The following is a 14,957-nucleotide window of genomic DNA, read 5'->3' as shown; positions in this document are numbered from 1 at the left end:
CCACAAGAAACCGACGTGCTCGCACGGTTGAGCACCGAGGAAAGGAAACCTCATGACCCAGATCGCCCACACCCGCACCGCCGACACGGCGTCAACAGGGGCCAGCGTGGACGAGCAGACCCTGCGCGCCATCGCTCAGCGGGTGCTCTGGCTCTCCGCCGCGATCGTCGACGCCGCCAACCGGGGCCGCCCCAGCTCGGGTGGAATCAAGGTGGGCGGCCACCAGGCCTCCTCGGCGTCGATGGTCGACATCATGGTGGCGCTCTGGTTCCACGAGCTCACCTCCCACGACCGGGTCTCCGTCAAGCCGCACGCCTCGCCGGTTCTGCACGCCATCAACTACCTCCTTGGCGACCTCGACCCCCGCTATCTGCCCACCCTGCGGGCGAAGGGTGGGCTGCAGAGCTACCCGAGCCGCCTCAAGGACCCCGACACCGTCGACTTCTCCACCGGATCGGTCGGCATCGGCGCCACCGCCACGCTGTGGGCGGCGATGTCCCACCGGTACCTCCGGTCCCACTTCCCCGGGACACCGACCGGCGGCCGGATGATCAGCCTCCTCGGCGACGCCGAGCTCGACGAAGGTGCCATCTGGGAGGCCGTCGCCGATCCTGCAGTCGCCAAGCTCGGCGAGCTTCTCTGGGTCGTCGACCTCAACCGCCAGTCACTCGACCGCGTCGTCCCCGACATCCAGATCGAGCGGCTGCAGGGCATGTTCGCGGCAGCCGGCTGGCAGGTCCTCACCGTCAAGTGGGGACGCCGCATCACCGAGATCTTCCAGCGCCCCGGCGGACAGGATCTCCAGCGCCGCCTGGAGGAGATGCCGAACGAGGAGTACCAGAGGATGCTGCGGGCAGACTCCTCCGAGATCGTTGATCGGATCCTGAGCGGAGGCGGCAGCGATGCACTCCAGGCGCTGCTGCGAGACCTGGCTCCGCTCGAGCTCACCGAGATCATCCGGGACCTCGGCGGGCATGACCTCGGCCTCTTGGTCGACACCTTCGACTCGGTCGTTCCCGACCGCCCCACCGTGGTCTTCGCCTACACGGTGAAGGGCAAGGGACTGCCGACCGAAGGACATCCCAACAACCACTCCGCGCTCTTGACCGAGAGTCAGATGCAGCAGCTCGCGGCCGTCTCCGAGACCTCGCTCGACGACCCATGGACGGCGTTCGGACCGGATACCGCGGAAGGAGCACTCTGCTCGGCTCGGTCCGCCACGCTGAAGCGTGCACCGGTCGAGTCCACTCCTGAATTCACCGTCCCGACCGAGCTCGGGCACCCGCACCGTAAGCCCATCTCCACCCAGGCCGCGCTGGGCCGTCTCCTCGCCGATCTCCCGCGTGACGCGCCGCAGGCCGCGCAACGCGTGGTGACCTGCAGTCCCGACGTAGCGTCCACGACCAACCTCGGTGGCTGGATCAACAAGACCGGCGTGTGGTCCGTCCAGGACCGCCACGACTGGTTCGCCGACGACGCGGAGCGTGTCCTGCGGTGGTCCGAGCGGGTCAACGGCCAGCACATCGAGCTCGGCATCGCCGAGGTCAATCTCGTCGGACTGCTCGGCGAGCTCGGCGCCACCTGGAGTCGATGGGGGCAGCGGCTGATCCCGATCGCCTTCATGTACGACCCGTTCGTCTCCCGCGCCCTCGAGCCCTGGTCCTACGGCATCTACGCCGGTGGCCAGTCCATCCTGGTCGGCACCCCCTCCGGCGTGACTCTCGCCCCAGAAGGGGGAGCGCATCAGTCCATCACCACGCCGTCCATCGGCCTGGAACAGCCGGGCTGTGTGGCCTGGGAGCCTGCCTTCCACAGCGACCTGGAGTGGACGTTCCTCCACGCGATGGACCAGGTGGGACGCGAGGACGGGACCTCGTCCTACTTCCGGCTCTCCACCCGGCCGATCGACCCCGCTCTTGCCCGGGTTCCGGAAGATCCGCACCTGCTGGAACGTCGCCGCCGTCAGTCTGTGGCCGGTGGCTACCGCCTTTCCGAGCACGACCCCGCAACCGACGACGTCACTCTGGTCGGAGTCGGTGCCATGATGCCGGAGGTCCTGGAAGCCGCGGCGGTCCTCGCCGAGACCGGGATCGTCGCGGGCGTGGTGTGCCTGACCAGCCCCGACCTCGTCTTCCGCTCGTTCCAGCAGCGCGGTGATCGGGCGCCGGGAACCGGCGGCAGCATCATCGATGAGCTGTTCCCCGCTCACGCCGCTGCGCCGCTGGTCACCGTCCTCGACGGGCACCCGCACACCCTGTCGTTCCTGTCCGGAGCGAGGGGTGACCGGATCCGGTGCCTGGGAGTGACGGAGTTCGGTCAGTCATCGGACCTCGCTGACGCCCACCGTATCCACGGGATCGGCACCGGATCGATCGTCGATGCCGCGCTCGGCCTGACCGGACGCTGACCGCGTCCGCTTCAGCGGCGCGATCCTGACGGCGCACAAGGTGCCGCCGACCCCCGACCCCCGACCCCGACCACCGCAAACTCGACGAACTGAGGCCAAGAACAGCATGCCCATTGAGATCAGGCTCCCCGGCCTGGGTGAATCGGTGACCGAGGGGACCATCACCCGGTGGTTGAAGTCACCCGGCGACCACGTCGCCGCCGATGAGCCCCTGCTGGAGGTGACGACCGACAAGGTCGACACAGAGATCCCCTCGCCCGTAGCGGGCATCCTGCAGGAGATCTTGGCGCAGGAAGACGAGACGGTCGAGGTCGGCGCGGTCCTCGGGGTCGTCGGTGACCAGTCTGTGGTTGCCCCGCCTGAAGCGCCGTCTGAACCCGAGGTAGAACCCACCGCCCCACAGGCAGATGACGCCGATGTCGCCGGCAACGCGTCCGAGGTCACCGTGGAGCTGCCGAGCCTGGGGGAGTCGGTGACGGAGGGGACCATCACCCGGTGGTTGAAGTCACCCGGTGACCATGTCGCCGTCGACGAGCCGTTGTTGGAAGTGTCGACCGACAAGGTCGACACGGAGATCCCTTCGCCCGCGGAGGGCGTTCTGCTTCGCGTACTCGCCGAGGAGGACGAACAGATCGCGGTCGGGGCCGCCCTCGCTGTCATCGGATCGTCGATGCCCGTGGATGCCGGCGAAGTCCCGACCTCCGGCGCCGACGCAGTCCCCGACGACACCGCGACGTCACTCGACACCGTCGAGCGGCCGGTGGGGGACAGCGCCGACGTCGGGACCACACAGGCACCTCAGCCGAGCCCGACCCCCGCGCCCAGTGTCACCAATAAGAGCGAGGAACTGCGCGGTACGACGCAGGGGATCAGCCGCCTGCGGAGCGTCATCGCGCGACGTATGACCGAGTCACTGCAGGTTGCCGCGCAGCTCACCCAGGTCGTCGAGATAGATCTCACCGGGGTCGCACGTCTGCGTGAGATGCACAAAGCGGCGTTCCAACAGCGTGAGGGTGTCAAGCTCACCTACCTTCCGTTCTTCGTCAAGGCAACCACCGAGGTGCTGCCGCGGCATCCCGCGCTGAACTCCAGCCTGGACGTCGACGCCGGCACAGTCACCTACTACGACCACGAGCACATCGCGATGGCCGTCGACACGGTCAAGGGTCTCTACACACCTGTCATCCGCAACGCCGGCGAGCTTTCCATCGCCGGGATCGCGAACCGGATAGCCGACCTCGCGCACCGGACCCGAACGAACTCGGTCAGCCCCGACGAGCTGACCGGAGGCACCTTCACCATCACCAACATCGGAAGCTTCGGTGCCCTCTTCGACACCCCGATCATCAACCAGCCTCAGGTCGCCATTCTCGGGCCAGGTGCAGTGGTCAAGCGGCCGATGGTGATCTCGGACCCGGCGCTCGGCGACATCATCGGCATCCGTTCGATGGCCTACTTCTCGCTGACCTATGACCACCGGGTGGTCGACGGTGCCGACGCCGGGCGTTTCCTTGCTGACCTCAAACGGACGCTGGAAGGTGCCGAGTTCGACCTCTGAACTCACGAAGGATCGAGATTTCCGAAGAACCTGTCCGCCTGCAGAGCAATCGCCTTGGCGACCTCTGCGGTCTCCGGCCGGCGTAGGTTCGCCTGCCTGGCAGTCATCCAATAGCTCAGCGTTGCGACGGCATCGGATCCGAGCACGGGTTGAAGCTCTTCGAACCCGCGAGCGTAGTAGACAGGAAGCAGGCCGATCCCAGCACCGGCCAGTGTGAGTCGGGCCTGGGCTGCGACGCTGGTGGCTCCGACGATTCGGGTGTCTCTCGGCCAGAACTGGTCGACCAGGTCCAGGTCTGCGACCTGGACCATCGACTCGACGTAGTAGACCAGCGTGTGCGCTCGCAGATTCGATCTGGCCGCTATCGGTTCATGGGCTTCCAGGTACGAGCGTGCCGCGAAGAGGCCGAGCTGGTAGTCGGCGAGGCGGCGTGTGGTCAGTCGTCTCGACGGTGATTTGCTCGGTGTGATGTCCAGGTCGGTGCTCGGCCCGTGAAGGGGCGTGGTACGCGTCACGGACACGAGCTCTGTGCGGAGCTCGGGGTGCTGTGCAGACACCGAAGCTACGGCTGGTGCCACGACCTCGACCATGAAGATCTCTGGGGCGCTCACCCTGACCAGGCCGCGAAGCCGATCCGGTCGCGCCTCGGCCATGTTGCCCAGGCGGGAGAGGGTCGCCTCGACCTCGCGGGCGGCGTTGCACGCGTCCTCGCCCAAGGGAGTCAGCTCCCATCCGCCGGCGGCCTCGGTGAGGAGTCGGCCTCCCATCGCCTTCTCCAGGGACCGTATCCGCCGAGCGACCGTGGTGTGGCCGACGCCCAGGTCGAGTCCGGCCGCGCTGAAGGTGCGGCCTCGGGAAACGGCAAGAAGAACCAACAGGTCGTCGGTGCTGAGTGCGCGCTGCATCTGTGCAGTTTTGCACAGTGCCTGCGCAGATTACGTTCTTGCCGTGCATCTCTATGACTGTTATAACATATTACGTGGATGTCAAAGTAATTTCCTTGGGAGGTGCTGATGACGAGTGAGCTGTTGGATGGCCTGCTTGTCGTAGACCTGTCGCGCGCGCTGGCGGGACCTCAAGCGACGATGATGCTCGCAGACCTGGGTGCTCGAGTGATCAAGGTCGAGCGGCCAACTGGCGACGACTCGCGACACTGGGGCCCACCGTTCGTCGGTGACGACTCCATCTCTACGTACTTCATGTCGTGTAACCGCAACAAGGAGTCGGTCACCGCTGACCTGACCGACCCTGACGGTCAGGCTCTCCTCAAGGCGCTGGTTCGCAAGGCGGACGTCCTCGTCGAGAACTTCCGGCCCGGGACGCTGGAGCGCCTCGGATTCAGCGAGGACCGTCTACGTGAGCTCAACCCCCGGCTGGTGGTCTGCTCGATATCCGGCTTCGGTCACGACGGTCCAGAGGGTCAGCGTGCAGGGTACGACCAGATCGCCCAGGGTGAAGCGGGTCTGATGAGCATCACCGGTGCGGCCGGTGATCCCACCAAGGTCGGCGTACCCATCGGCGATCTGCTCGCCGGGATGAACGCCGCCTACGGCATCGTGGCCGCACTCCTGGAACGAGAGCGCACAGGGTTCGGCCGCGTGGTCCGTACCAGCCTCCTGTCCAGCATCGTCGGGGTCCACGCCTTCCAGGGCACGCGCCACACGGTCGGCGGGCTGGTGCCGGCGGGGGAGGGCAACCACCATCCGTCGATCTCTCCGTACGGTCTGTTCGAGACGGCCGACTCGGCGATCCAGATCGCCTGTGGCAACGACGCCATCTGGCGCCGGCTCTGTGGCGTCCTCGGTGTCTCGGACGATGATCCACGCTTCGCCACCAACCCCGGCCGTGTGGCAGCCCGGGACCAGATCACCGCACTCCTCAACAGCATCCTCCGCTGCGCCTCTGCGGAGCACTGGCTGGCGCTTCTCGACCGTGCCGGCGTCCCTGCCGGACGCGTGCGCAACCTCGAGCAGGTCTACGCCTGGGAGCAGACCCGTTCCCAAGGGCTGGTGATCGAGGTCGACCACCCGAGTCTCGGGCCGGTGGAGCTCCCGGGCCCTGCCCTTCGGTTCGACAGCAACCCCTACGCGGGCGGACGGACGACGCACATCCATCCACCGCTCCTCGGTGAGCACGACGAATCAGTGCGTGCGTGGCTGGGTCTGTCGGCCAACGCACCTGACGAAAGTGAGGAGAAGCAGTGAACCTCGAAGACGATGAGCTGAACGCGATGCTGACCGCTGTCCGCAAGTTCGCGGACAGCGAGCTGGCGCCCTTCGCCCAGGAACGCGACGAGAAGAAGCTGTTCCCGACCGACGTGCTGGCCCGCGCCGGCGAGCTCGGGCTGGGCGGGATCTATATCAAGGACGAGTACGGCGGTGCCGACCTTCCCCGGGCGGTCGCCGTTCGGCTGATCGCCGAGCTCGCACGTGGTGACGTGGCCCTCGCGGCCTACATCAGCATTCACAACATGGCGGTCTGGATGATCGACTCCTACGCCACCGACGAGGTCCGAGCCGAATGGGTGCCGGAGCTGGCGAGTATGGACAAGCTGGCCAGCTACTGCCTCACCGAGCCGGATGCCGGCTCTGACGCAGCCTCGATCCGCACCACCGCACGACGCGACGGTGAGGCGTACGTCCTCGACGGGGTGAAGCAGTTCATCTCTGGAGCGGGCACCTCCCACGCGTACGTCGTGATGGCCCGCACCGGACAACCCGGTGCACGAGGCATCTCGGCGTTCCTCGTGCCCGCCGAGACACCAGGCCTCTCCTTCGGCCCGAACGAGCGGAAGATGGGTTGGAACGCCCAGCCCACGCGGCAGGTCGTCCTGGACGGGGTTCGGATCCCGCTGGCTCTGCGGCTGGGCGAGGAGGGCGAGGGGTTCACCATCGCGATGAGGGGCCTCAACGGCGGGCGGCTCAACATTGCCGCCTGCTCCCTGGGCGGCGCATCGTGGGCCGTCGACCGGGCGAAGGCCCACCTGAATGAGCGGATCGCGTTCGGCAAGCCGCTCAGTTCCCAGCAGGCGCTCCAGTTCCGGCTGGCGGACATGGAGACCAGCCTGGAGGCGTCGAGGTGCCTGCTCCAGCGGGCAGCGTCCGCGCTCGACGCCGGTACACCGGACGCCGTGCAGCTGTGCGCCATGGCCAAGCAGTTCGTGACCGACCAGTGCTTCGATGCCGCCAACGCCGCGCTCCAGATGCACGGCGGATACGGCTACCTCGCGGAGTACGGCGTGGAGCGGGTGGTCCGCGATCTGCGCGTACATCAGATCCTCGAGGGCACCAACGAGATCATGCGGCTGATCGTGGGCCGTGCCGCGCTGGGGGGAGCCGCATGAGCGAGAACCACGCACCTGCCGTCCTGGTCGAGCGTCGGGGACGCGTCGGGATCCTGACCCTCAACCGACCCAAGGCGCTCAATGCGTTGAGCCACGAGATGGTCGGCCTGCTGCAAGCGGCCCTCGACGAGTGGGCCGATGATCCGGCCATCGCGACCGTCGTCCTCACCGGCGCCGGCGAGCGAGGCCTGTGCGCCGGCGGCGACATCGTCTCCATCCATCACGACGCGGTCACCGGTGGTCGAGGCTCCGAGGACTTCTGGCGCGACGAGTACAGGCTCGATGCGACCATCGCCTCCTATCCCAAGCCCTACATCGCCCTCATGGACGGCATCGTGCTGGGTGGAGGGGTAGGCGTATCGGCGCACGCGGCGTACCGCGTCGTCACTGAGCGGACTCGCATCGGGATGCCTGAGACCGGCATCGGGTTCGTACCCGACGCGGGCGGCACCTGGCTGCTCTCGCATGCACCCGGCCAGCTGGGGACCTATGTTGCGCTCACCGCGGGCCACGTGGACGCCGGTGACGCGATCGAGCTCGGCCTGGCCGACCACTTCGTGCCCTCCTCCGACCTGGCCCGCCTGGTCGACCTGCTCGTCGAGCAGCCGATCGATCAGGCACTCCCCGAGGTCACGCACGTTCATCCCCCGTCCCGGCTCGCCGAGTCCCGGGCGTGGATCGACGAGACCTTCGCTCATGACGAGGTCGTCGACATCCTGACCGCGCTCGAAGCGCACCTGGAACCCATGGCCGCCGCGGCGCGAGAAGCGCTGACCACGAAGTCACCGACCTCGCTGGTCGTCACGCTCCGCGCCCTGCGACGCGCACGCGAGCTCGGCACGCTCGAGGACGCGCTCGCCCAGGAGTACCGGATCGCGCTGCGAATGCTGCGCGGCCACGACTTCCCGGAGGGCATCCGAGCCCAGGTGATCGACAAGGACAGAAAGCCCCGGTGGAGCCCGCCGTCGGTCGAACAGGTCGACGCCGGGGCCGTGGACGCCTATTTCTCGCATCTCGGAGACGCCGAGCTGCGCTTCGACAAGGACCCGTCGCTGCACGCTGCACGCAGCACTGAAGGAGGAACAGCATGAGCACGAGAATCGCATTCATCGGTCTCGGAAACATGGGTGGCCCGATGGCGGCCAACCTGGTGAAGGCCGGCTACACCGTGTCCGGGTACGACCCCTCGCCACAGGCGCAGGAGCAGGCAACACAGAACGGGATCGCCGTGGCGGCCTCACCCGCCGAGGCGGCCACGGACGCCGAGGTCGTGTTCACGATGCTGCCCGCCGGCGACCACGTCCTGGACGTCTACCTGGGGCGCCGCGGAACCGAGCCAGTCATCGGCACGGCCCCCGCCGGTGCCCTGCTCATCGACTGCTCGACGATCGCCGTACAGGACGCCCGCGCCGCTGCGACGGCCGCCCGGGAGGCGGGATACCGGGCGGTCGATGCACCGGTCTCCGGCGGCGTCCAGGGCGCAGCAGCGGGCACGCTGACCTTCATGGTCGGGTCGTCGGAGGAGGACTTCGGCACGGTGCGCACGTTGCTGGAGCCGATGGCGGGCCGCGTCGTGCCGTGCGGGGAGACGGGGTCCGGCCAGGCGGCCAAGATCTGCAACAACATGATCCTCGGCATCTCGATGATCGCCGTGTCGGAGGCGTTCGTCCTCGGCGAGCGGCTGGGTCTCACCCACCAGGCGCTCTTTGACGTCGCCTCGACCGCCTCGGGCCAGTGCTGGTCGCTGACGTCGAACTGCCCGGTCCCCGGACCGGTGCCGACGAGTCCCGCCAACCGGGACTACGCCCCCGGGTTCGCGTCTCCGCTCATGGCCAAGGACCTCGGGCTGGCGATGAAGGCGGCCGACGCGACCCTCACCGACACGAAGCTGGGCCAGATGGCCGCGAACCTCTACCGAGACTTCGCGTTCGGCGACGGACGCGACCTGGACTTCTCCGCGATCATCGCGCAAATCCGTGAGGAGCCGATCGAGGGGATGGGTCGATGACGGGCTACGAGCACATCACGCTCGAGAAGCACGGGCGAGTCGCGGTCATCACGCTGAACCGACCGAAGGCGCTCAACGCTCTCAACGTGGGCCTCGGTGCCGAGGTCGTCGCGGCATCGACGGAGCTCGACGCGGACCCCGGGATCGGTGCGATTCTCCTGACCGGATCCGAGAAGGCGTTCGCGGCTGGAGCCGACATCAAGGAGATGGCCGCCCTCGACTACGCCGCGGTGGTCCACCAGGACTTCTTCGCCGGCTGGGACCGGTTCGCCGCTGTACGCACCCCCACCATCGCGGCTGTCGCCGGCTACGCGCTCGGTGGCGGGTGCGAGGTCGCGATGATGTGCGACTTCATCATCGCTGCGGAGAACGCCAAGTTCGGCCAACCCGAGATCACGCTCGGCACGATCCCCGGCATCGGCGGAACTCAGCGTCTTGCCAGGGCGGTGGGCAAGGCCAAGGCGATGGACCTGGTGCTCACCGGACGGACGATGGATGCCGAGGAGGCGGAGCGATCCGGGCTCGTCGCCCGGATCGTGCCGACCGAGAATCTGGTCGAAGAGGCGCTGGCCGTGGCCGAGAAGATCGCCTCGATGTCGCTGCCTGCGGCCTACGCCGCCAAGGAGGCCGTCGCCCAGGCGTACGAGTCCACGCTCGACGCGGGCGTCCGTTTCGAGCGCCGCACCTTCCACGCCACCTTCGCGCTCGCTGACCGCACCGAAGGCATGAACGCGTTCGTCGAGAAGCGCGCTCCCCAGTTCCGCCACGCCTGATCACCCCGGAGGTAATCCCATGAAGCACCAGACGATCCTCGAACTGAACGGATCCGACATCCCGGACTGGCCGATGTATGTCGGCGGAGGGTGGGTCGCGTCGGTCGACGGGGCCTGGGCCGACGTCGTGTGCCCCTCACGAGCTGGTACGACCCTCGCCCGGGTGCCGTCAGGCACCTCGGCCGATGTCGACCGCGCCGTGGCTGCCGCCCGAGTTGCGCAGCCGGCTTGGGCCGCCCAGCACTTCACCGCCCGGCAGCGCGCGCTACTCAAGGTCGCCGACGCGCTGGAAGCGAACGCCGAGGCGCTCGCCGTGCTGACCGCCCAGGACACCGGGAACGCACTGCGTACCCAGGCTCGTCCGGAGTCGGCCACCTTGGTCGCACTCTTCCGGTACTTCGGCGGTATCGCCGGCGAGTTCAAGGGGACGGTGCTGCCGGCCGGAGACGACCAGCTCCAGTACACCCGCGTGGAACCGCTCGGCGTCGTGGGCGCCATCCTGCCGTGGAACTCCCCGCTCATGATCGCCGCCATGAAGATCCCCGCTGCGCTCGTGACCGGCAACACGGTCGTGGTCAAGCCGGCTGAGGACGCACCCCTCACGATCCTCCGGCTGGCCGAGATCATCGGTGAGCACCTCCCCGCCGGCGTGCTCAACGTCGTGACCGGTCGCGGCAGCACGGTCGGCGAGGCGATCGTCCAGCACCCCGACATCGACAAGGTCTCCTTCACCGGGTCCACATCGGTCGGACGACACGTGGCAGCGGCTGCGGGTGAGCGGATGGCCCACGTCTCGTTGGAGCTGGGCGGAAAGAGCCCCAGCATCGTCTTCCCCTCGGCAGCCACCCCGGACCGGATCGAGGCCACCGCTGCCGGCGTGCTGCTGGCGATGCGGTTCACCCGGCAGGGTCAGTCGTGCACTGCGGGATCCAGGCTCTTCGTCCACGAGGACGTCTACGAGCAGTTCCTCGAAGAGCTCACCCGCCAGGTGTCGGCGCTCAAGGTCGGTGACCCCCTGGACGAGGAGACCGACATGGGCACCATCATCAGCGCGAAGCAGCACCAGACGGTGCGCGAGTACATCGAGGACGGCAAGAACCAGGACGGCGTCCGAGTGGTCCTGGACGGCACCGAGCTCGCGACCGAGGGGCTGGACGGCTTCTACCAGGGACCGACCATCCTGGCCGGTGTCCAGAACACGTGGCGAGTCGCGCGCGAGGAGATCTTCGGGCCAGTCCTGGTCGTGATCCCGTGGCGTGAGGTCGACGACGTCGTGGCGATGGCGAACGACTCTCACTACGGCCTGGCAGCGTACGTCTGGTCCGCCCAGCTGGACGAGGCCATCACGACCGCACATCGCATCGAGTCCGGCTGGGTGCAGGTCAACCAGGGTGGCGGCCAGGTCGTCGGTCAGTCCTACGGCGGCTACAAGCAGTCCGGGATCGGCCGGGAGTTCTCGCTGGAGGGCGCGATCGAGGGGTTCACCCAGACCAAGCAGATCAACGTCAAGCTGAGCAGCTGAGCAGCGCGGTGAGCATCGTCAGCGGAGGAGTGCTGCAGTGAATCAGGAGAAGATCGTCATCGTCGACGGAGCGCGCACCGCGATCGGCAGCTTCGGCGGCATGTTCAAGGACGTGCCGGGCTTCGAGCTCGGTGCGGTGGCGACGAAGGAGGCGCTCCGGCGAGCCGGCGTGGAAACCGAGGCAGTCGACGAGGTGGTGATGGGCTGTATCGGCCAGGTCGGGGCCGACGCGTACAACGCCCGACGCGTCGCGATCACCGCAGGACTTCCGAAGGCGGTGCCGGCCTACACGGTCAACCGGCTCTGCGGGTCCGGGCTGCAGGCAGTCTGGTCGGCCGCGATGCAGATGCGGTGGGGCGGTGTCGACATCGCCGTTGCCGGCGGAAACGAGTCCATGACGCGGATGCCGTTCTACGACTTCGGCGCCCGCAGCGGCTACAAGCTCGGCAACCGGGAGCTCGTCGACGGTACGGTGATGATGCTCACCGACCCGTTCGGCGGCACCCACATGGGCGTCACCGCCGAGAACGTGGCCAACAGGTGGGGCGTCACACGCGCGGAGCAGGACGAGTTCGCCGCCGAGTCACAGCGTCGGGCCGCAAGCCCGCAGGCCGAGGCTGCCTTCATCGAGGAGATCGCCCCGGTCGAGGTCGGCGGACGCAAGCCGTTCATCGCCAGCGTCGACGAGCACCCGAAGCCCGCGACCACCGTCGAGACCCTGGCCGGTCTTCGACCAGCGTTCACTCCTGGCGGCACCGTCACCGCCGGGAACTCTTCCGGGATCAACGACGGGGGTGCCGCGCTCGTCCTCGCTCGTGAGGAGGTGGCAGCTGACCGCGGTCTGGAAGCGCTGGTCTCGTTGGAGGCAGTCACCACCGCCGCAATGGAGCCGGAGCTCATGGGCTATGCGCCGGTGCTCGCGCTCCGCTCGCTCTTCGAGCAGACCGGGACCTCTCCGCAGGACATCGGCATCATCGAGCTGAACGAGGCCTTCGCGGCGCAGGCGGTGGCCTGCATCCGAGACGCCAAGCTCGACCCGGAACAGGTCAACCCATACGGAGGGGCGATCGCCTTGGGTCACCCCGTCGGGGCGACCGGTGCCAACCTCACACTTCGCGTGGCGAAGGACATGGTGCGTCGTGACCTCGAGCTTGGCATCGTGACGATGTGTATCGGGGGCGGCCAGGCTTTGGCCGCCTTGTTCCGGCGGGTGTGAGTGCCACGCAAGTACGATTCAGGCAGATGGAGGGGACGGTGCGCCGTCTCGAGCATCGGAGCTGCGTCGCTTCGGGTGCGACACCGATCGTCTGGCCGTGGCCCAGGCGCGGGAGGAGGAGTCGCAGCGCGCCCCCGCCGTGAGCCAGGCAGACCTGAAGTCCGGGATGCCGGTCGAGCACCCCGCCTGCGAGCAGGCTGGCGGCCGCCAGGGTGGTCTCAACCGGCATCCCGAGGAGGGCGCCGGTCCTACGGCTCTGGCCTCTCTGATCGCGGCTTTCGCTCTCCTCAGTGCTGTCTGTGTGCTCATGCTGACCGAACCACGTGGACGGTCTCTGCTGGACGGCTGAGTTCGTCCGGTCCACGCGAGCCAGCGACACATGTCGCCGGCTCGCGTGGACCAATAGCGAAGTCTTGGATCTAGCTCAACCCCACCTCGTGACATCCCTGGTCGGCCTCCACATCGTGGAGTCGATCCGCGAGCCAGTTGACGCCGTTTGTCATCCCCACGACGCTGGTGCTGACGTGATCCACGGCAGGGGTGGACTCGAAGATGACGTCCGCGCCCAGTCGGCACCATTCGTGATAGAGGTGGGAACCCTGATCGAACGGGACAATTATGTCGAGCGATCCGTGGACGATGTAGGCCGGCGCCCCGGGTGCTGCTGTGCCGAGGAGGGACTCGGTGAACCGCTTCTGCCATCGCGGATCAGCCAGCACGTCGGGCTCGCTGACGTCCGCGACGGTCGTTGTTCCGAAGGCTGCGATGAGCTCGGGGTAGCAGCTGTTCTCGACCTGCTCGACAACTTGCCGACCTCTGGGGGTCAGCCGATCATCGAGTCCGAGCTCTGGGTTGGCGGCGTCGAGGCCGATCAGTGCGGCGAGCGGGACGCCGCTGCCGATCGGGTTGCCGTTGAGGTGGTTGACCACGGCGAGGACGTCGGTGGGTACGCCACCTGCGAGCACGCCCTCGAGTCGGAGCTCCGGAGCATAGGACGGCTGCAGCTCCGCTGCCCATCCTGCGGCCTGGCCACCTTGGGAGTATCCAGAGATCCCGACCGGCGACGTCCGCGAGACGCCCGACCCGGGGACCTGCATGGCGGCGCGTAAGGCGTCCAGACCGTTGTAGCCTTCGGATCTGCCGACGAGATATTCCGGGAGGTCCGGGGTGCCGGCGCCGAGGTAGTCGCTGACAATGACGCTGATGCCCTTGAGCAAGAACTGTAAATACTCGGCCATCGCGTATTCCGGGCTGGTCGGATTCAAGGTGAGCAGGTCGGCCTGCTTGGACGGTGCGCATCGATCTGCGAGCCCGCGCGTTCCCGGCGTGTGGACGACGAGAGGGTTGTTGTTGCCGGCCTGCTGGTTGAGCGGGGTCAGCAGGAGACCGGTGACCGCGACATGCTTGCCCCGGTTGTTCGTCGACAGGTACATCACCTTCTGGGCGCGCGCGTTGAGATAGGTCGACAGTGCGATGTCCTCGGCTCTGATCAGATCTCCCGGCTTTCCGTCTGGGAGAGGTGTCGGCGGCACGTAGAAGGCATCATCGGCGGTCACCAACGCCGGCAGCGGATCGAGCAGAGTTCGGGGATCCGCAGCTGCCGGTCCTCCGGCGACGGTCAGGGTCGCGGCCGCGAGAAGTGCGACCGACGTCCCGGCGGCTCGTGATCGGGAGGCACGCTGACCGTGCCGTCGGAGTCGCGTGATGATCGGCTGTCGAGTGGGTCGGGACATGTTTTTCACGCTCTCCTTGGCTGATCCGGGTCAGCGGATCTGAAGTGGTCGGTGTGTGCTGCGTCACTCTATGCGTTATCTGATATAACATCAATGCTCGGGGTGTTTCGCAGAGCGAGACCCCCGATCGGAAGTGCTCCGCTGTCATGAACTTCGTCACGGATCTCCACTACATCGCCAGGGTGATCGAGGTTCGGTGAGTGGCCGATCGCGATGGTCCTCGACGTCGGGCGTCGTTCTTAGGTGCCACGCGTGGTCGAAATAGACCGAGGGCGCGCGATGCGCGGCGAGGTGCTTGAGCGCGGCGGCGAGATTGAGGTTGCGGCTGCCGGCGTGTGTTCATTCAACGATCACATGTATTGATGCGGGAAGTGACGCGGGACACACTCGCATCGTC

At 67.4% G+C, this 14,957-nt stretch carries 12 protein-coding genes; 10 read left to right on the top strand and 2 right to left on the bottom strand.

The features are described from left to right. Window positions 1-52: 52 nt before the first annotated feature. Window positions 53-2,407, top strand: coding sequence for a transketolase C-terminal domain-containing protein (locus tag ABZZ22_RS04655; protein ID WP_354927293.1), 2,355 nt, complete (start codon window positions 53-55; stop codon window positions 2,405-2,407). 106 nt (window positions 2,408-2,513) lie between these two features. Beyond that, the gene (locus ABZZ22_RS04650; RefSeq protein WP_354927291.1) at window positions 2,514-3,965 is read left to right on the top strand and encodes a 2-oxo acid dehydrogenase subunit E2; all 1,452 of its coding nucleotides are present in this window, start codon (window positions 2,514-2,516) and stop codon (window positions 3,963-3,965) included. A 2-nt stretch (window positions 3,966-3,967) separates the two neighbouring features. Here the strand turns inward: ABZZ22_RS04650 and ABZZ22_RS04645 are convergent, their stop codons facing one another. After that, window positions 3,968-4,870: a LysR family transcriptional regulator gene (locus ABZZ22_RS04645; RefSeq protein WP_354927289.1), complete on the bottom strand. Its 903-nt coding sequence runs from the start codon at window positions 4,868-4,870 to the stop codon at window positions 3,968-3,970. Window positions 4,871-4,978: 108 nt separating this feature from the next. Between ABZZ22_RS04645 and ABZZ22_RS04640 the strand changes: the two genes are divergently transcribed. From ABZZ22_RS04640 to ABZZ22_RS04605, 8 genes are all read left to right on the top strand, one after another. After that, a complete protein-coding gene (locus tag ABZZ22_RS04640) occupies window positions 4,979-6,169 on the top strand; it encodes a CoA transferase (RefSeq protein ID WP_354927287.1) in 1,191 nt (396 codons plus the stop codon). Then, window positions 6,166-7,308 (top strand): acyl-CoA dehydrogenase family protein, encoded by a 1,143-nt coding sequence (locus ABZZ22_RS04635; RefSeq protein ID WP_354927285.1) that lies wholly within the window; start codon window positions 6,166-6,168, stop codon window positions 7,306-7,308. Before ABZZ22_RS04640 ends, ABZZ22_RS04635 begins: the two co-directional genes overlap by 4 nt. After that, window positions 7,305-8,399, top strand: a complete 1,095-nt coding sequence (locus tag ABZZ22_RS04630) for an enoyl-CoA hydratase/isomerase family protein (RefSeq protein ID WP_354927283.1) — start codon at window positions 7,305-7,307, stop codon at window positions 8,397-8,399. The genes ABZZ22_RS04635 and ABZZ22_RS04630 overlap by 4 nt, the downstream gene beginning before the upstream one ends. Then, entirely contained in the window at window positions 8,396-9,316 is a 921-nt protein-coding gene (gene mmsB / locus ABZZ22_RS04625) for a 3-hydroxyisobutyrate dehydrogenase (protein WP_354927281.1), read from the top strand. The genes ABZZ22_RS04630 and mmsB overlap by 4 nt, the downstream gene beginning before the upstream one ends. Next, complete coding sequence (locus ABZZ22_RS04620) at window positions 9,313-10,089, top strand: enoyl-CoA hydratase (RefSeq protein ID WP_354927279.1); 777 nt, start codon at window positions 9,313-9,315, stop codon at window positions 10,087-10,089. Before mmsB ends, ABZZ22_RS04620 begins: the two co-directional genes overlap by 4 nt. Before the next feature lie 19 nt (window positions 10,090-10,108). Next, complete coding sequence (locus ABZZ22_RS04615) at window positions 10,109-11,611, top strand: aldehyde dehydrogenase family protein (RefSeq protein ID WP_354927277.1); 1,503 nt, start codon at window positions 10,109-10,111, stop codon at window positions 11,609-11,611. 37 nt (window positions 11,612-11,648) lie between these two features. After that, window positions 11,649-12,827, top strand: coding sequence for a thiolase family protein (locus ABZZ22_RS04610; protein WP_354927275.1), 1,179 nt, complete (start codon window positions 11,649-11,651; stop codon window positions 12,825-12,827). Between the two features lie 97 nt (window positions 12,828-12,924). Further along, window positions 12,925-13,176, top strand: coding sequence for a hypothetical protein (locus ABZZ22_RS04605; protein WP_354927273.1), 252 nt, complete (start codon window positions 12,925-12,927; stop codon window positions 13,174-13,176). A 70-nt stretch (window positions 13,177-13,246) separates the two neighbouring features. Here the strand turns inward: ABZZ22_RS04605 and ABZZ22_RS04600 are convergent, their stop codons facing one another. Beyond that, the gene (locus ABZZ22_RS04600; protein WP_354927271.1) at window positions 13,247-14,560 is read right to left on the bottom strand and encodes a lipase family protein; all 1,314 of its coding nucleotides are present in this window, start codon (window positions 14,558-14,560) and stop codon (window positions 13,247-13,249) included. Window positions 14,561-14,957 lie beyond the last annotated feature (397 nt).

The organism is Nocardioides sp. NPDC006273, assembly GCF_040613495.1.
In the GTDB taxonomy this organism is placed as follows: Bacteria; Actinomycetota; Actinomycetes; order Propionibacteriales; family Nocardioidaceae; genus Nocardioides.
This window is presented reverse-complemented; position numbering and strand designations above follow the sequence as displayed.

Coding starts and splice junctions, on each gene's coding strand:
- ABZZ22_RS04620 (WP_354927279.1), top strand. CDS start 9,313: ATGACGGGCTACGAGCACATCACGCTCGAGAAGCACGGGCGAGTCGCG.
- ABZZ22_RS04645 (WP_354927289.1), bottom strand. CDS start 4,870: ATGCAGCGCGCACTCAGCACCGACGACCTGTTGGTTCTTCTTGCCGTT.
- ABZZ22_RS04630 (WP_354927283.1), top strand. CDS start 7,305: ATGAGCGAGAACCACGCACCTGCCGTCCTGGTCGAGCGTCGGGGACGC.
- ABZZ22_RS04640 (WP_354927287.1), top strand. CDS start 4,979: ATGACGAGTGAGCTGTTGGATGGCCTGCTTGTCGTAGACCTGTCGCGC.
- ABZZ22_RS04615 (WP_354927277.1), top strand. CDS start 10,109: ATGAAGCACCAGACGATCCTCGAACTGAACGGATCCGACATCCCGGAC.
- ABZZ22_RS04655 (WP_354927293.1), top strand. CDS start 53: ATGACCCAGATCGCCCACACCCGCACCGCCGACACGGCGTCAACAGGG.
- mmsB (WP_354927281.1), top strand. CDS start 8,396: ATGAGCACGAGAATCGCATTCATCGGTCTCGGAAACATGGGTGGCCCG.
- ABZZ22_RS04650 (WP_354927291.1), top strand. CDS start 2,514: ATGCCCATTGAGATCAGGCTCCCCGGCCTGGGTGAATCGGTGACCGAG.
- ABZZ22_RS04600 (WP_354927271.1), bottom strand. CDS start 14,560: ATGTCCCGACCCACTCGACAGCCGATCATCACGCGACTCCGACGGCAC.